The 17,607-nt window shown below is 48.0% G+C and carries 16 protein-coding genes; 7 read left to right on the top strand and 9 right to left on the bottom strand.

Annotation, left to right across the window (positions count from 1 at the left end; all coding sequences use genetic code 11):
• Positions 1 to 26: 26 nt before the first annotated feature.
• The 5 genes from pepN to ICN30_RS05610 all read right to left on the bottom strand — a co-directional run bounded on the left by pepN (position 27) and on the right by ICN30_RS05610 (position 6,838).
• The gene (pepN, locus tag ICN30_RS05630) at positions 27 to 2,645 is read right to left on the bottom strand and encodes an aminopeptidase N (protein ID WP_216273891.1); all 2,619 of its coding nucleotides are present in this window, start codon (positions 2,643 to 2,645) and stop codon (positions 27 to 29) included.
• Positions 2,646 to 2,678: 33 nt separating this feature from the next.
• Complete coding sequence (locus ICN30_RS05625; RefSeq protein ID WP_216273890.1) at positions 2,679 to 3,254, bottom strand: TMEM165/GDT1 family protein; 576 nt, start codon at positions 3,252 to 3,254, stop codon at positions 2,679 to 2,681.
• Between the two features lie 74 nt (positions 3,255 to 3,328).
• Positions 3,329 to 4,447: an alanine dehydrogenase gene (gene ald / locus ICN30_RS05620; protein ID WP_216273889.1), complete on the bottom strand. Its 1,119-nt coding sequence runs from the start codon at positions 4,445 to 4,447 to the stop codon at positions 3,329 to 3,331.
• Positions 4,448 to 4,457: 10 nt separating this feature from the next.
• Positions 4,458 to 5,783, bottom strand: a complete 1,326-nt coding sequence (locus tag ICN30_RS05615) for an amino acid permease (RefSeq protein ID WP_304610401.1) — start codon at positions 5,781 to 5,783, stop codon at positions 4,458 to 4,460.
• A gap of 272 nt (positions 5,784 to 6,055) precedes the next feature.
• A complete protein-coding gene (locus ICN30_RS05610; RefSeq protein ID WP_216273886.1) occupies positions 6,056 to 6,838 on the bottom strand; it encodes a ThiF family adenylyltransferase in 783 nt (260 codons plus the stop codon).
• A gap of 22 nt (positions 6,839 to 6,860) precedes the next feature.
• On the opposite strand from ICN30_RS05610, the gene pdxH reads away from it, so the two are divergent.
• Entirely contained in the window at positions 6,861 to 7,496 is a 636-nt protein-coding gene (gene pdxH, locus ICN30_RS05605) for a pyridoxamine 5'-phosphate oxidase (RefSeq protein WP_216273884.1), read from the top strand.
• 19 nt (positions 7,497 to 7,515) lie between these two features.
• Here the strand turns inward: pdxH and msrA are convergent, their stop codons facing one another.
• Positions 7,516 to 8,088: a peptide-methionine (S)-S-oxide reductase MsrA gene (gene msrA, locus ICN30_RS05600; protein WP_216273882.1), complete on the bottom strand. Its 573-nt coding sequence runs from the start codon at positions 8,086 to 8,088 to the stop codon at positions 7,516 to 7,518.
• A gap of 50 nt (positions 8,089 to 8,138) precedes the next feature.
• Between msrA and ICN30_RS05595 the strand changes: the two genes are divergently transcribed.
• The 3 genes from ICN30_RS05595 (at position 8,139) to ICN30_RS05585 (ending at position 11,922) form a co-directional block, all read left to right on the top strand.
• Complete coding sequence (locus ICN30_RS05595; protein ID WP_216863401.1) at positions 8,139 to 9,542, top strand: aldehyde dehydrogenase family protein; 1,404 nt, start codon at positions 8,139 to 8,141, stop codon at positions 9,540 to 9,542.
• A gap of 251 nt (positions 9,543 to 9,793) precedes the next feature.
• Complete coding sequence (locus tag ICN30_RS05590; protein ID WP_216179145.1) at positions 9,794 to 11,347, top strand: DEAD/DEAH box helicase; 1,554 nt, start codon at positions 9,794 to 9,796, stop codon at positions 11,345 to 11,347.
• Positions 11,348 to 11,349: 2 nt separating this feature from the next.
• A complete protein-coding gene (locus tag ICN30_RS05585; RefSeq protein ID WP_216273880.1) occupies positions 11,350 to 11,922 on the top strand; it encodes a chorismate lyase in 573 nt (190 codons plus the stop codon).
• Here the strand turns inward: ICN30_RS05585 and ICN30_RS05580 are convergent.
• Positions 11,919 to 12,728 carry a uroporphyrinogen-III synthase gene (locus ICN30_RS05580; RefSeq protein WP_216273878.1) on the bottom strand — a complete coding sequence of 270 codons (810 nt, stop codon included), beginning with the start codon at positions 12,726 to 12,728 and terminating at the stop codon, positions 11,919 to 11,921. The genes ICN30_RS05585 and ICN30_RS05580 overlap by 4 nt on opposite strands.
• Before the next feature lie 21 nt (positions 12,729 to 12,749).
• Positions 12,750 to 13,730 (bottom strand): hydroxymethylbilane synthase, encoded by a 981-nt coding sequence (hemC, locus tag ICN30_RS05575; protein ID WP_216273876.1) that lies wholly within the window; start codon positions 13,728 to 13,730, stop codon positions 12,750 to 12,752.
• A 43-nt stretch (positions 13,731 to 13,773) separates the two neighbouring features.
• On the opposite strand from hemC, the gene argH reads away from it, so the two are divergent.
• From argH to ICN30_RS05560, 3 genes are read left to right on the top strand one after another with little or no spacing between them, the layout of a single operon-like run.
• Positions 13,774 to 15,192 (top strand): argininosuccinate lyase, encoded by a 1,419-nt coding sequence (argH, locus tag ICN30_RS05570; protein WP_216273874.1) that lies wholly within the window; start codon positions 13,774 to 13,776, stop codon positions 15,190 to 15,192.
• A 5-nt stretch (positions 15,193 to 15,197) separates the two neighbouring features.
• A complete protein-coding gene (locus tag ICN30_RS05565; RefSeq protein WP_216273872.1) occupies positions 15,198 to 15,749 on the top strand; it encodes a TRAP transporter small permease subunit in 552 nt (183 codons plus the stop codon).
• Entirely contained in the window at positions 15,746 to 17,278 is a 1,533-nt protein-coding gene (locus ICN30_RS05560) for a TRAP transporter large permease subunit (RefSeq protein ID WP_216273871.1), read from the top strand. Before ICN30_RS05565 ends, ICN30_RS05560 begins: the two co-directional genes overlap by 4 nt.
• Before the next feature lie 24 nt (positions 17,279 to 17,302).
• Here ICN30_RS05560 and ICN30_RS05555 read toward each other — a convergent pair whose 3' ends face one another.
• Positions 17,303 to 17,527, bottom strand: coding sequence for a type II toxin-antitoxin system Phd/YefM family antitoxin (locus ICN30_RS05555; RefSeq protein WP_216273869.1), 225 nt, complete (start codon positions 17,525 to 17,527; stop codon positions 17,303 to 17,305).
• Positions 17,528 to 17,607: the final 80 nt, after the last annotated feature.

The following is a 17,607-nucleotide window of genomic DNA, read 5'->3' as shown; positions in this document are numbered from 1 at the left end:
CTGTATGGACTCTATTTTGCCCTGTTCTAGCTGACTGAATTGCCCAAAGCCTTAGAAACCACCTCTTTTACATCTGCAGAGAGGGTTTCGCATGCTGCAACCCGCCTCAGAGCCAGCAGCATCTGCTCCTGATAGATCGGGGCAAACTGACGCCAGCGATCCAATCCCCTGGCCAAACGAGCGGCTACCTGCGGATTGATTGGATCTAAGGCAAGAACGGATTCGGCCCAAAATGCGTAACCGCTACCATCCACTTGATGAAAGCTGGCGGGATTGTTCATACAAAAAGCGTGGATAACACTGCGAACCCGGTTGGGGTTGTTCATTTTGAAAGCTTCGTGTTCACGCAAACGTTTGACGTCATTCAAGGTGGATTCAGCGTTTGCTACTGGAGGTCTACTCGACTGCACTGCAAACCACTTATCAATCACTAAAGCATCGTCAGCAAATCGGGTATGAAAATCTTCCAAACAAACTGCTGCTGATTTACATCCATGAATCACTAAACCAGCCAAGGCAGCGTATCGGTCAGTCATATTGTCAGCATTTTGATATTGATTGACCGCCATAGGTGCCCAGATCAACGGGTCAGCTTCAAGCAGCATGCTGAGTGCAAGATTCTTTAAAGAACGCTTGCCAGCACTTGCTGCATCAGGATTAAACGGTCCTGGTGTTTGCATCTGCTGGTAGAGGGCCGCCCACTCGATACGCAATTCGCTCGCATTAGCGTGACGGAAAGCACGACGTGCGGCATAAATCCGTTGAGGATCAACGCTTGCGCACTGTTCGTATAAATAAGTCTCAGCAGGCAAAGTCAGCGCCAGCTCTTTGAATGCCGGATCTAACTCCGGATCAGTCAAGAGAGTGCGATAAGCCTCAATCAGCTCCTTATCAGGTAAGCGATCAGCCAAAATCATCTGCATAGCTAATTTTTGACCAGCCTCCCAGCGATTAAAAGCATCGTCATCGCTCGAGAACATAGTCAGTAGGTCGGCCTCACTTTGATAAAAATCCAAATTGATCGGAGCTGAGAAATTACGATTGATCGACAGCACTGGACGACTTGTCACTTGATCAAAAGTCCAGGTTTTCTGATCTTGAGTTAACTCCAATAATGTCTCAACCTGATCATCTGCAGGAGTTAATAAGCGCATCTTCAATGGAATATGAAAGGGCTTGCTATCTTGATGTGCTGTATTTGCAGAGGGGCTTTGCGTCAAAGTAATTTGATATTGCTTTTTGTCCGCATCGTAGGATTCTTCTACCTTGACCTTGGGTGTACCCGCTTGGCTATACCAGCTCTTAAACTGGGAAAGATCGCGGCTATTGGCATCAGCCATCGCTGCCAAGAAATCATCGCAAGTCACCGCTTGACCATCATGACGCTTGAAGTAGAGATCCATGCCTTTGCGGAAACCCTCAACACCCAATAGGGTTTGATACATGCGCACGACTTCAGCACCCTTCTCATACACCGTCACGGTATAGAAGTTATTAATCTCTTGATACTCGTCTGGACGAATTGGATGCGCCATCGGACCCGCGTCCTCAGGGAACTGTAGTTGGCGCAATAAACGCACATCTTCAATACGCTTTACCGCCCTGCCAGATTCACTACCCATTTGATCCGCAGAAAACTCTTGATCACGGAATACAGTTAAACCCTCTTTAAGAGAAAGCTGAAACCAATCTCGACAAGTCACGCGGTTACCAGTCCAGTTGTGGAAATATTCGTGGGCTACCACGCTTTCGATATTGGCAAAGTCAGCATCCGTTGCAGTTTCTGCCTGGGCGAGGACATACTTGGTATTGAAAATATTGAGACCTTTGTTCTCCATCGCGCCCATATTGAAATCACCTACCGCCACAATCATGAAGCGCTCGAGATCAAGTTCGAGACCGTAGCGTTTTTCATCCCAATGAATCGATGCAATCAAGGAGTCCATTGCATGACGAGTTTTTTTCAGGTCATGTGGCTCAACCCAAATCTGCAATAACTTTTTTGCACCACTACTAGTAGTGATAGTTTCTTCAATGCACTCGAGCTTTCCGGCAACCAAGGCAAACAAGTAAGAAGGTTTTGGAAACGGATCTTCCCAAACAGCGCTATGCCAGCCATTCGGCAATTTTTCAGTACTAATGAGGTTGCCATTGGACAGCAACACTGGGCACTCTGCCTCACGAGCACGGAGCGTTACACGATAGCGCGCCATCACATCCGGTCTATCGAGGAAGTAGGTAATTTTTCTGAATCCCTCAGCCTCACACTGGGTGAAGAAATTTCCATTCGAGACGTACAGCCCCATCAGCGAGGTATTTTTCTCAGGTACACAAACGCAAATGATTTCAACAACGAAAGCTTGTCTACCTTCATTAGGCAGCGCATGAATCGTTAATGTTTCTGGAGTCAGCTCAAACTGACGGTGGGCTTCGCCATTAATACGCAAACTCACAAACTCGAGTTCATGACCTTGTAATACCAAAGGGGTGCCTGCTTCATGACCAGCACCAGGGAGAACCTCTAGGCGACTCTTCACAATCGTCCTAGCAGGATCTAAAGCAATACCTAACTCAACCTGGGAAAAGGTGTAATTGGGAGCGCGGTATTCGAGCCTGCGAAAGCTCTGTGGCAGATCAGTTTTCATAGGGCAATTTTAAGCCCCATGGAAAAATTCAACCTAACCCCAAATAAGGGTAGCAATCCCGATAGCGATGAAGGTCACAGCGGCTACAGCATGTACCCACTTAATGGGCATACGTTTGGTGAATTTCTGACCAATCCAAACAGCCGGAGCATTAGCCAACATCATCCCCAAAGTGGTGCCAACTGTCACAGAAAAGACATCGGAATATTTAGCGCCCAAGGCGATCGTAGCGATCTGGGTCTTATCCCCCATCTCCGCCAAGAAAAAGAGTCCAACCGTCAGGATAAATACCTGAAAGGCCTTATCGGCAACCTTGGATCCTGCTGCATCATCGATATGATCCGGCACCAAAAGCCACAAACCAATTCCCAGGAAGCTCAAGCCCAAAATCCACTTGAGCAGATCCGGACTCATAAAGGTAGTTAACCAGTGTCCCAATAAAGCTGCGCAAGCATGATTGGCAATCGTCGCAATCAATATGCCGCCAATAATGGCGAGCGCCTGTTTTGGATAACGCGCAGCCAACATCAAGGAGAGTAATTGGGTTTTATCACCCATCTCAGCGAGAGCGACTACACCAGTAGAAAGTGCTAATGCAGATAAGTCCATGCTCTCAATGATAGAGGAAAGCTTGGAAGCATAAGCTCCCAAGACATTCAATCATGACAGCTTAAGTGAATCTACTAAGCAACCAGCAACTCCTCCGCTGGTACGAAGTCAACTTTCTGCGCTTTAGCTACTGGCTCAGAAGTGAGATTACCTCGATGCACACTCAAGCCATTTCGCAAATGATGGTTATGTGAAAGCGCTTTCACCATTCCACTATTTGCCAAGACCTCAATGAATGGGTAGGTCGCATTCGTTAACGCAAAAGTGGAGGTTCTAGCAACCGCTCCAGGCATATTCGCAACGCAGTAGTGCAGCACACCATCTACGATAAAGGTGGGATCTGCGTGAGTAGTGGCTTTAGATGTCTCAAAGCAGCCGCCCTGATCAATTGCTACATCGACTACCACTGCGCCCGCTTTCATTTTGCGCACCATCTCTCTGGTCACCAGCTTAGGTGCTGCAGCGCCAGGCAACAATACGGCGCCAATCACGACGTCTGCCTCACATACCTCTAACTCCACCAGGAGTGGATCAGCATAGAAGGTTCTCACACGATTGCCGTAGAGCATATTTATCTGCCTTAAGCAATCAATGTTGCGATCGAAGATGCAAACGTCTGCACCCATACCCACGGCCATTTGCAGAGCATTTCGCCCCACTACGCCCGCACCCAATATGACCACCTTTGCAGGCGCCACTCCTGGCACCCCCGCCATCAAGATACCTAAGCCGCCATTTGTTTTTTCCAAATGCGAGGCCGCCGCCTGAATCGACATCCTGCCCGCAACTTCACTCATTGGAGCTAATAGCGGTAAGGCACCAGTACAGGAGGTTACCGTCTCGTAAGCGATACAGCTTGCGCCTGATGCAAGCAATGCTTTGGTCTGCTGCGGATCTGGCGCCAGATGTAAATAGGTAAACAGAATTTGATCTTCACGCAACATTGCGCACTCTTGTGGCTGAGGTTCCTTCACCTTCACCACCATCTCTGCTTTTGCAAAAACTTCAGCAGCGCTATTAATCAAAGTGGCACCAGCTAAGCGATACGATTCATCGCTTAGGCCAATTTGCTCACCAGCTCCTCGCTGTACTAAGACTGAATGACCTTGCTTACATAAGCCCCTCACATTACCTGGGGTTAAGCCAACACGAAATTCATTATTTTTTACTTCTTGAGGTACGCCAACAATCATTTATGTCTCCTTATTTGAATTCACGACTCAGTTTTGTTTTGCGATGCAAGCCAACGATGTAGAACATGGCGAGATACACACCTAATAAACACGGACCCAAGACCAATGCAATCCGCGCATCCTCATGAAAGCCCATTAACACCACTACCAAGGCAATGAATGCCAATGCGAACCACGAGGAATGGGGCCACCAAGGCGTGCGATATGCCAATTCAGCAACCTGGGCTTTCGTAAGAGAGCGGCGAAATTGAATTTGGGTGAGCAAGATTGCAATCCATACCATCAGTCCAACAAAGGTAACCGCAGCCATGACGTACTGAAATGCCTTATCTGGAACAAAGTAGTTGAGCACCACTCCGGTCATACAAACCGCCACTGTCGCCATAACCGCACGATGTGGCACGCCGTATTTAGATAGCTTGGCAAATGGCGAAGGTGCATAGCCATTCACTGAGAGCGCATACAAGAGACGTCCACCGCTAAAAATACCTGCATTGCAAGACGACAAAGCGGCAGTAATCACTACAAAGTTAATGATTCCAGCGGCTTCACGCAAACCAATTCGCTCAAACATCACCACAAATGGACTGCCTTGCTGACCAACCTCATTCCAAGGGAAGATTGCCAAAATGACAAGAATTGCGCCCATGTAAAAAATCAAGATGCGCCATGCCAAGGAATCAATCGCCATCGGAATAGTCTTGCGAGGGTTCTCTGCTTCACCAGCAGATAAGCCAATCATCTCAATACCAACGTAAGCAAATAAGACCATCTGCAAGGACAGCAACATGCCACTAATACCGTTGGGGAAGAATCCACCGTGCTGCCATAAGTTACTTAAGCCAATCGGATTCCAGTCATTGGTAAAGCCAAAGAAAATGACCGAACCACCCAATGCAATCATGGCCACAATGGCAACGACTTTGATGAGAGCAAACCAAAACTCAAACTCGCCAAATACTTTTACAGCTATGAGGTTAATCAATCCCATCATGAGAATGGAAGACAAAGCCCAGATCCACTGTGGCGTCTCAGGGAACCAAATTCCCATATAAATACCAACCGCAGTGACTTCAGCTATTCCAACGACGATCCAGTAAGTCCAATAACCCCAGCCCACCATGTATCCCGCAAGTGGTCCTACATAGCTATTGGCATAAGCGGCAAATGAACCTGCAACAGGCTCATGCACCGCCATCTCACCCAAGGTGCGAAGGACGATGAAGGCAACGATGCCAGCCAGTAGATATCCCAATAAGATTGAAGGTCCTGCGATCTGAATCGCGCTAGCTGAGCCTAGAAATAATCCAACCCCAATAGTGGACCCCAATGCCATGAGGCGAATGTGCCGTACTTTGAGGTGGCGTTGTAAACCAGTTTGTTCAGTCTGCAAAAGAGACCTCCTTTCGATTTGTCGTTGGTAAATCACCAACGAAACAAAGTCTAGGGAGGACTGCGCTTCTGCACTAGAGGATAGAAATGCGCAAAGTTCTTAAATAAATAAATGTGATGCGATATAAATGAGCACTCTACGAATGTACGAGCCCTATGCGGTATTAATTAATTTGGGATGACATCAGAATCCGTAATTTCCTACAGGGATTCCCCTTAAGGATTTGCCACCTGATTTGAAGAAATCACTTGTTGGTCAGCAATTAGATTTAAAACTTCGGCGGCTGCAGCTAAACCGCAGGCTGCAGTAACCATCACTGTAGAACCATAGCCAGAGCAAGCAAGGCCGCCACTAGCAACGCCGGCGCGAGGCTCGTGTGAGTAAATTGCGCGAATCCCAATTTTTCTTTTGAGGTTTCTTGAAAAGCCGTGATCCTGTCGGAGGCCTTGACGCACCTTTGCCAGCAACGCATCTTGCTCTGTTCTAGAAAGATCGTCACATCGCACAGAGGTGGGATCTGATTTTCCACCAGCCGCTCCACACATCACTAAAGCGCGCTGATTTTTATTGGCCCAAACTGCTAAAGCAATTTTGGTTTGCACGGAATCCGTAGCATCTAAAACAATTGCATTTTCAGGAATCAAAGCATCCAGATTTTCTGGCTCTAAAAATGCATCATGGGTAGTGAGCTTAATCTCAGGATTAATGAGTCTAATGCGATCCGTCATGGCTTGTACCTTTGCCTTACCGAACTCGCCCTCAAGCGCATGTAACTGACGATTAGTGTTGCTCTCGGCAATGTGATCAAAATCAATCAGAACAAGATGCCCAATGGCGGTACGAGCTAAAGCTTCAGCAGCCCAAGAACCTACCCCACCTAATCCAGCCACGACGACTGTGGCATGACGAAAACGCTCACGCAGCTCTGGTCCATATAGCCGTGCTACGCCCCCAAAGCGGCGATCTCCCACACTGTCTTCCATCTTGTCTTCTGCCATAGCTTCTCTTTATACTGAAAAAATGGACTCCATCGCTCAACTCCGCAAAAACTATACCTTCGGCCAGCTTTCAGAGACTGAGGTTCCGCCCAATCCACTGAGCTTATTTCAAGTTTGGTTTGATCAGGCCGTCAAAGCGGAATGTCCTGAACCCAACTCGATGACTTTAGCAACAGCAGATACAGCAGGCAATCCATCAGCTCGTATTGTCTTACTAAAAGGTGCTGATGAGACGGGCTTTACCTTCTTCACCAATTACGAAAGTCAAAAAGGCAAGGATTTGGCTGCTCGCCCTCATGCCGCTTTGTTATTTCATTGGCATGAACTAGAGCGCCAGGTTCGCGTCAAAGGGATGGTTGAGCGTGTCAGCGCCGCCGAGAGCGATGAATACTTCCACTCTCGCCCAGCAGCTTCCCGTATTGGAGCTTGGGCTTCGCCTCAGAGTGCTGAGATCCCCAATCGAGAATTTCTTGAGGAAGCTGAAAAGCGTTTCGCAGCTGACTTTGGGGATAAACCACCAAGACCAGAGCATTGGGGTGGATATCGCTTACACCCTACTGAAATTGAATTCTGGCAAGGCCGACCCTCGCGATTACATGACCGCATCCACTATCAACTCGATGGCGCTCACTGGCGCATTGCTCGCTTAGCGCCTTAATAGATTACTAGCGCTTGCCCTAGCGAAACTCTGACGCAATCAGAGATTGAAACTTTGCTCTAAATTTTGCTAGCTTAGGAGCAACTACTGCCATGCAGTAGCCCTGCCCTGGATGCTGACGAAAATAATTCTGGTGATAATCCTCAGCCGGATAAATAACGGGCGCCGTATCAATTTGGGTCACCACCGGATTGGAATAGGTCTTCGCCTCCTCCAGCTCTTTAACTACCTCGTGGGCGGTTGCGCTTTGGATGTCGCTATGCGTAAAGATCACTGAACGATATTGGGTGCCATGATCATTGCCCTGATAGTTCAAGGTAGTTGGATCATGAATAACAAAAAAGATTTCCAATAAATCACGGTAAGAGACTAGCGCCGGATCAAAGTAGACATCAACGATTTCAGCATGTCCAGTTTGGCCTGAGCAAACAGACTCATAGTCAGGGTTTGGCATCGCTCCTCCTGCATACCCTGAAACTACTGCACTCACGCCGGTGATTTGCTGGTAAACCGCCTCCAAGCACCAGAAACAGCCACCTCCCAAAGTGGCGCGTTCAAGGCTAGGGTGGTTTTTGAGGATAGATTCGTTCATACCTTTATCCTAATACCTTATTCAATCGTTTGCTTGCCACTTAAAACCCCATGTCGATAAATCGCTTCACACTCCAATTAGATGAAATCAAGGCAGCTTATGCTGCAGAACCCAACCCTACGCTAGAGGTTCGCCTTGAACGAATTGGGCGTATTGAGCAAATGATTTCCGCCAATGAAGAAAAAATCTGCAAAGTCTTGGCTGCAGACTTTGGTATTCGCCACTCGATTGAAAGTCGACTTCTAGAATTTCAGATGATTTATCAGGCATGCAAACATGTTCGCAAACATCTGAAAGAGTGGATGAAACCTCAGCTAGTGGCAACACCAGGATTCTTAGGCTCATCTCATGCTTGGACTCAAATGCAATCGATGGGAGTCGTTGGCATCATGAGTCCTTGGAACTACCCCGTGCAACTGGCGTTAGCTCCAGCTATCGCTGCATTTGCAGCTGGTAATCGCGTTTGGCTCAAACCATCAGAAAGAAGCTCACGTACCTCCGGATTTTTGGCGACATTGATCCAAGAATATTTTCACCCTAGCGAATTTTCCGTAAGCGTTGGCGGTGCTGATGTTGCCGAATCATTCGCAGCACTCCCCTTTGACCACCTCTTTTTTACGGGCTCAGGAGAGATTGGCAAGAAGGTTATGCGCGCAGCTGCAGATCACCTAACACCGATTACCCTTGAGCTAGGCGGTAAATCGCCGGCGATTGTCGATTCCTCAGCCAAGCTCAAAGACGCTGCCGCCAGCATCATCTACGGCAAGTTGGTGAATGGTGGTCAAACCTGCATTGCGCCTGATTACGCGGTGGTTCATGCAAGTGATTGCGAGGCATTTATTCAAGAGTTACAGAATGCAGCTCAAAAACAATTCTCCAATCCAGAGGAATTGACTGGTGCGATTGATGAGCAGCAGCTAGCGCGTTGGCATCAACTAGTTCAAGATGCAGTGGATCGTGGAGCACAAGCAATCCCACTTATCCATTCTGCTGATATCACTGAGTTGTCATTCACACCCGTAGCGCTCTTCAATGTTTCTGAAGATGCACTCATCATGCAAGAAGAAGTTTTTGGGCCCATCTTGCCAGTTGTGGCAATTAACGATATCGACTCCACAATTCGCTATATCAATGAACGTCCAAAGCCATTGGCTCTGTACTGGTTCGGCAAAGATAAAAAAGTGATGCAACGCATTCTGAATGAGACTAGCTCTGGTGGCGTAACAATCAATGACACGCTATTGCATGCAGCTATTGAAGATTTGCCGTTTGGCGGCATCGGTGCAAGCGGTATGGGCGCCTATCATGGCAAAACAGGTTTTGAGGCGTTTAGTCATCGCAAATCGGTTTTAGAAGTTCGAGGTTTCTTTGGACTCAATTTCTTAAGCGGCACCAAATTGGCTAGACCACCCTACGGCAAAGGTGTTGAGCGCTTACTGCGCTGGATACGTTAATCGAATTACTTGCAATTAATTCGGGAAAACCCTTGTAATTAGCATCTTAAAATGCCATAATGGCAGGCTTTTTAAAGCAATTTGATTCATCGCCCCCCAGCTATATTTCAGCGTACCGTTTAGAAGTCATAAACACCGAAGTTTAAAAAACGCGCTGCCGCCTGTCTGATGGTCGATGCCTTTGACCATCACACTCAAAAAAACAAAGAGTGTATACACGGAGACATCCCTTAAAGGGGATGTGTAATAGCATGACTTTTTCTAAAGAAACCAATCCCTCTGGAAATGATTTCCAGAATTTCGCCCTCGCGGCGCCACTCCTTAAAAACGTTGCTGAACTGGGTTACACCCAAGCCACTGAAGTGCAAGCTCAGGTTATTCCTGCAGCTCTCGCTGGCGGTGACTTATTGGTCAGCAGCCAAACTGGTAGCGGTAAAACCGCAGCCTTCTTATTGCCTTTGATTAATCAACTCATCGAAGACAACCCAAACGGCTCACCCGTACCAGGCCGCGCACAACCTAAAGTGTTAGTGCTCTGCCCTACTCGTGAATTAGCTCAGCAGGTTGCCGCAGATGCAGTGAACTTAGTTCGTGGCATGAAAGGTATCCGTATTGCAACCGTCATGGGTGGCATGCCTTATGGCAAGCAAATCCAAGCGCTGAAAGGTGCATTGTTAGTTGTCGCAACTCCTGGCCGTTTACTCGACCTGACCGATAGCAAAGCAATTCGCTTAGATGATGTCAAACAACTCGTTATCGACGAAGCCGATCGCATGCTAGACATGGGATTTGCCGATGATCTCGAGGCGATTGATAAGCGTTGCGCTGCTCGCACCCAAACATTGATGTTCTCAGCAACTTTTGCACCAAAGATTATGTCTTTGGCTAATGAATTGACTACTAACGCCAAACGTATTGAGCTTGCTCATGCTGGCGAAAAGCATGCAAACATTGAGCAGAAGCTCCACTGGGCCGACAGCATGTCACACAAGCATAAATTGCTTGAGCACATTTTGGCTGACGCCTCTTTGGATCAAGCAGTAGTGTTTGCAAGCACCCAAGTAGAAAGCGAAAAAATTGCTGACACCTTACGTGCAAATGGTTACGAAGCCAGCGCCTTACACGGTGCAATGCCTCAAGCTGTTCGTATGCGTCGTCTTGAGTCTTTGCGTAAAGGTCACACTAAGATTTTGGTTGCCACTGACGTAGCAGCTCGCGGTATTGACGTGCCACGCATTAGTCACGTGATTAACTTTGGCTTGCCAATGAAACCTGAAGACTATACGCATCGCATCGGTCGTACTGGTCGTGCGGGTCGCAATGGTGTTGCTATCACTTTGGTTGAACATCGTGATCGCGCCAAGATTCGCAATATCGAGCGCTTTACACAGCAAGACATCGTTGCTTCCGTTATCGCTGGCCTAGAGCCACAAGCCAAGCCTAGCTTTGGTGGTGGCGGTGGTCGCCCAGGTGGTGGTCGCTCGGGCGGTGGCTTTGGCGGTGGTAATCGCTCTGGTGGCGGTGGTGGTCGTTATGGCTCAGGTGCTCGTTCAGAGTCTCGTTCTGGTGGCGGAGGCGGTGGCAATCGCTCAGGCAATCATTTCGAATCTCGTTCTGGTGATTCCCGTCCATCTGGTGATTCACGTCCTGCTGGTGGTAATCGTTTTGCTGATTCACGCCCTGCACGCTCTGGCGACTCACGTCCTGCTGGTGGCAATCGCTCTGGTGACTCACGTCCTTCCGCTGGTCCACGTTTTGCTAAACCAAAATCTGGCGGTCAACGTAGAAACTTTAGCGGTAGCTAAAAATGGTTCACCGTCGTCGTCTCCGTTCTGCATGGAATCGAGTCGATTCCGGTGAATTACATCAAGCGCCACGCAAGTGGCAGCCTTGGCTCAGTGATACCGGTTCTTTAACCCAAAAAATTGAACGTGCAATTGGACAAAAGCTAGAAGTTCTAGTTTTGCGAGATTGCCGTCAAAACCTAAATAGCGACGAGAGTCGCTATTTTCATTTCAAGATTAAACGTTGTCGCATTAGAGAAGTCTTACTTTGCGCTAACGGCATTCCGCTAGTGATGGCGCATAGCATCATCCCCAGCACTAGCTCGAGCGGTAGTAACCACGAGGTTTTACGCCTAGGTAAAAAGCCTTTAGGCGCAGTGCTGTTTGCCAAAACACGTATGCACTCCAAGCAAAAACCTCTTCGAGAAATTGCGCGCCTTGATAAACAAAGCTCGTTATGGAGAAAATGCTTCCAGCAATATCCAGAGTTGCCATCAGTCAGCTGGGCAAGACGGACGCTATATCAACTTAAAGGCCGCCCACTCTTGGTGAGCGAAGTATTTCTGCCGGCACTACTTAACTATCCTAATAATTAAATAGATAGCCAAGCTTGCGATGCTGCAATCAAAGCTTCATCGCCAGGCTCGCAAGTAAACACCTCACCAAAACCAATTTGCTCAGCAGCATCAGCAATATTGTGATGCGGACAAATGGCTGTTGCGTGATCGAGTGGTAATTTTGCTTGCCCCAAATAGCGCACTGCCTCAGATGAAGTGAGAAGCCAAAGTGATTTAGCAAAATCCATCTCATGAATATCATTCCAGGCAGGACTATTGAAATCCAAAGGCACGCGTGCATAAACTGAGAATGCTTCAACTTGCGCACCAGCATGCTTCAAAGTATCAGACAGCCAATCGCGCCCACCCTCACCTTTAAAAATAATTACTTTCTTGGTGGACCAATCCCATTTCAGCTTCTGCAATTCAGTCCATAAGCCCTCGGAATCCCATTGCGCGTTGTTCTGGGGAAGAATGACTGTCGTGGGATTACTCTCAACACCGATGCCATGATTTTTGAGGGCCGCCATACTACTGCCTCCCATAACTCCAACAGGCACAGGCTTGCTAGATAAATCTTGCCAAGATTGCTCGAGCAAACGCATCGTGCATTCAATTGCATTTGGACTAACGAAAATTGCCAGCTCTGCAGTCTTGAGTGCTGCAGTGATCTGCTCCAGCAAAATATCATCGCCCTTGGGAGCAATTGTCAGTAGAGGTAATGAAATAATCTGGGGGAAGATTTCTTTCGTAAAGCCACTTTCTACTAGACTTGCCTGCATCGCTTCTGACAATTGGCGCGCCTGTCCACTTGGACGGGTAATGACAATGGTCTTGTTGCTCATTAGCGAATTACCTTGAACTGCTTACTTTGGCAAACCGTTAGGCAATAAACGCTCAGCGCCTTGAGAAATCAAATCACGCGCAACTGAGAGGCCCAAAGCCTCTGCGTCTTCCAAATTCTTTACAGCACCTTGAGCACTAGCCAGGCAACTTGCAGTGCCATCAACACTAGCGACAAAAGAGCGGATGCTCATATGATCCTGATCCCAAGTGGCATACGCCGCCAAAGGTACTTCACAAGAACCACCTAACTGGCGCGACACCATACGCTCAGCACTGACCGCATAAAGAGTTGGCAGATCATTGAGAGGCGCTAGCCACTCTTTAATATTGGGATGCTTGCTGAGAGTTTCGATGCCGAGCGCGCCCTGTCCAGCAGCTGGGGTATACGGATCAATTGGTAGTAGCGCACGAATACGGCTTTCTAAACCAAGTCGCTTTAGACCAGCAGCAGCCAAAATGATGGCTTGATATTCACCGCGATCGAGCTTACCCATGCGGGTATCTAAATTGCCACGCAAAGGCTGAATCACTAAATGTGGGAACTTGGATCTCAGAACTGATTCACGGCGCAAGCTCGAAGTACCCACTACTGCGCCTTTTGGCAAATCTTCTAGGCTCGCAAAGTCATTGGAGACAAAGGCATCATGAGCATTTTCCCGAGCCATTACGCAAGATAAATCAAAGCCTTCCGGCATAACCATAGGGACATCTTTGAGGGAATGTACCGCCAAATCAGCACGACCGTCTTCTAAGGCAGTTTCAAGCTCTTTCACAAATAAGCCCTTACCGCCCACTTTAGAGAGGGCCTTGTCTAGTATTTGATCGCCCCGGGTAGTCATTCCCAGAATCTGCACGTCGCACGCTGGATAGAGCTTTTTAAGGCAATCCCGGACGTGTTCCGCCTGCCACATGGCAAGGCGACTCTCACGGGAGGCAATTACCAGACGCTTAGGGGTGGTGGATACGGGGGATGTAGAGCTAGAAATGGGGGTTTGGGACATAACATTTAAAATAATCAAAGACCTACACCAATATACTGCGTTTATGAGCTCATCAAAAAATTCCCTTGCCAACAAAGCCCAAGCTTGGTCGGCCCGTTTTAACGAACCCGTTGACGAACTAGTTCAGCGTTATACCGCCTCTATTGGCTTTGATCAACGCTTTGCCTTGGTTGATATCGCTGGCTCGTTGGCGCATGCTGAAATGCTGGCGACCCAAAAGATTATTAGCGCTCAAGATTTGGCAGATATTCAAAAGGGTATGGCTCAGATCAAAGGTGAAATCGAAGCCGGTGAATTTAACTGGCAACTCGCACTGGAAGATGTGCACCTCAATATTGAAGCTCGCCTGACCGAATTAGTCGGTGACGCCGGAAAACGTCTTCACACTGGTCGCTCACGTAATGATCAAGTAGCCACGGATTTACGTCTATGGTTACGTGGCAGCGTTGATCAAATCGCAGCTACTCTCAAAACCTTACGCATTGCCTTGCTTGATCTTGCTGAGACTCACTCTGCGACGATCATGCCTGGCCACACTCACTTGCAAGTAGCGCAACCCATTACTTTTGGTCATCACTTGATGGCCTATTACGAAATGTTTAGTCGCGATGCAAGTCGCTTGACTGATTTGCGCGCCCGCTTTAATCGCTTGCCACTCGGTGCAGCTGCTTTAGCCGGAACGACCTATCCGATCGATCGCGAGCAAGTTGCCAAGACCCTAGGTTTTGATGGTATCTGCAATAACTCACTTGATGCCGTATCTGATCGCGACTTTGCTATTGAATTCTGCGCCTTTGCATCCATCTTGATGATGCACGTGTCTCGTCTATCTGAAGAGCTAGTGCTATGGCTTAGTCCACGCTTTGGCTTTATTGATTTGCCAGATCGCTTCTGCACTGGTAGCTCGATCATGCCGCAGAAAAAGAATCCAGACGTTCCTGAATTAGCTCGTGGAAAAACAGGTCGTGTGTATGGCGACTTGATCTCTTTATTAACTTTGATGAAGAGCCAGCCATTGGCATACAACAAAGATAACCAAGAAGATAAAGAGCCTTTGTTTGATGCAGTCGATACCGTACAAGATACATTGCGTATCTTTGCTGATATGGTTCCACATATTCAGGTTAAAGCAGATGTAATGAAGGCTGCCGCTGAAGAAGGCTTCGCAACGGCAACTGACTTAGCTGATTACTTAGTTAAAAAAGGTTTAGCCTTCCGCGACGCTCACGAAGCGGTAGCTCATGCCGTGAAAGCCTGTGTAGGCCGTAACTGCATGCTCACCGATCTATCTCTTTCTGAATTGCGCTTTGCTTGTGGCTTAGATAATCGCCCTGAGATGATGGGCGATGATGTCTTTACCCTCTTGACTGTTGATGGCTCCGTTAACTCTCGTCAGCATGCTGGCGGCACCGCTCCAGCGCAAGTACTTGCTGCAATCAAACGGGGTCGCGCAGATCTCTAAACTGCATGGGCTTTTGGGGAACACTCTCGACAGGAATGGATCGCCTAAATCAATTCCTGGGCAAGATAGCTAGCATCATGATCTTGCTGTCTTGTGTAGTATCAGCCGCCAACGCCGTACTCCGCTATAGCTTAGACATGAGCAACAACTGGCCACTGGAGTTGCAGTGGTATTTATTTGCTGCAGCTGTGATGCTAGGTGCCTCCTACACTCTGAAACGCAATGAACATGTTCGAGTCGATTTAATTTATTCGCAGCTTTCTGATCGCGGTCGTCTTTACGTTGATCTATTTGGCTTGATTGTCTTTTTAATGCCAGCCTGCATATTATTTGCCTGGCTATCTTGGACGACTTTGTTTTATCCGTCATGGCTAGTCTCAGAGCATTCACTGAATGCAGGCGGTTTGTCGCGCTACCCCATTAAGTTTGTTGTGCCTTTTGGCTTCTTCATGCTGAGCCTGCAAGGCTTATCTGAAATCATTAAACGCATTGGCGCACTCAGAGGCAAAGAAACATTGCCCGCCGCCGATCTCCATTATGAAAAGCCCATGCAATGATTCCACTTGAATGGATGCCACCGCTCATGTTTGGAGGACTCATTGTATTTATGTTGATCGGCTTTCCGGTGGCTTTTTCTTTAATGGCTGCGGGATTATTTTTTGCTGGTATTGCAATTGCTGAGAATTTCTTTGGAATGCCATTTTTGCAAGCAATCCCTCAACGCATCTTTGGCAGCGTCCTCGCTAACGACCTACTGCTAGCAATTCCGTTCTTCACTTTTATGGGCGCCATTCTGGAGCGCTGCGGCCTTGCCGAAGAAATGCTGGACTCCATGGGTCAGCTCTTTGGACGTATTCGGGGTGGCCTTGGTTACTCAGTGATTATTGTGGGCTTTATTCTGGGGGCGATTACCGGCACAGTAGCTGCTCAGGTGATCGCTATGGCGATGATTTCCCTACCCGTGATGATGCGCTACGGCTACAACATGCGCTACGCTACGGGCGTTTTAGCGGCTTCCGGAACCATTACCCAGTTAGTACCACCTTCTTTGGTGCTGATTGTCCTGGCTGATCAGTTAAAAACCCAAAGCGGCAGCGCCGATGTGGGCAGCATGTACTTGGGCGCCTGGGGCCCTTCACTGCTGCAAATTGCTCTTTTTGCCCTCTACACCTTTTTCCTCTCTCGTTTTAGGCCCGACTACCTTCCGGCCGCCCCTGAGAATGAACTCACCCTCACAGGCTGGGGGCTCTGGAAAAAATGCCTCATGGGAATCATTCCATCGGCAGTGCTGATTTTCTTGGTGCTGGGAACCATCATGACCGGCATCGCCACGCCAACTGAATCTGGCGCCATGGGTGCGATGGGTGCATTGCTCTTAGCCTGGATACGAAGGGCAAGCATTCCCAACCTGAAGGGATTAATACAAGAGGCGTATCAAAATACCATGCGTATTACTGCGATGGTGGTTTTCATCTTGATTGGTTCAACTTGCTTCTCGGTTGTCTTCCAGGGTGTTGACGGTGGTCACTGGGTAGAGAAGTTATTTTCTAATCTGCCAGGCGGTTGGATTGGATTCTTAGTAGTTGTGAACTTGTTTGTTTTCTTCTTAGCGTTCTTCCTAGACTTTTTTGAAATTGCTTTCATCGTTGTGCCCATGCTGGCACCAGTTGCAGTCAAGCTACTTTCACCAGTACTACTTGCCTCCATGAACGGCAATCCTCAAGCTGCAGCCAGCGCTGCACTAGTCTGGTTCGGAGTAATGCTCTGCGTGAACATGCAAACCTCATTTATGCATCCGCCATTTGGATTTGCACTGTTCTATTTGCGTGGCGTTGCACCGAAAGAAGTCAAAAGTAGCGATATTTATTGGGGTGCGTTACCTTGGGTCGCGCTACAACTCATCATGGTTGTTGTAGTGGCGGCATTCCCAGCATTGGTCACTACCCTCTTGGATAAGCCCGCAGCAGTAGTTCAGAGCCAAGACTTTAATTTCACCGGAGGGGATGAGACTAAATCGGGGGCACCTTCAAGCAAAGTGGATGAAGATGCTCCGGTAGTCTTTCAATTGGATAAGCCAAGTAGATAGCGGGCTCGACACCCATCCTATTTGCTAGCATTTACGATATTGAGTCAGCGAGATATTCAGATGCTCAGCATTGGTCGAAGATTTTAATAAATGTACTGTCTCTATGATGCCGTTATATGCGCTCCCTGACATCAGAACTACAGCCTCACCACCCTTACAAGAAATAATGGCTACATCATAATCACTCACAACTTGATTTATCACTTGATGCAATTGATTGATTGCATCAGAAAAATGAATTACTCGCATCACGACCTCCAATGTAGATTGGGCATAGTACAGCTATATACACGCTGCCTGAGATAAAAAAATACCCTGCAAATGCAGGG

The sequence above is a fragment of the Polynucleobacter sp. 31A-FELB genome (assembly GCF_018882405.1).
Taxonomy (GTDB): domain Bacteria; phylum Pseudomonadota; class Gammaproteobacteria; order Burkholderiales; family Burkholderiaceae; genus Polynucleobacter.
Note: the sequence above shows the minus strand (reverse complement) of the source record. Positions and strands in the feature narration are given on the sequence as shown.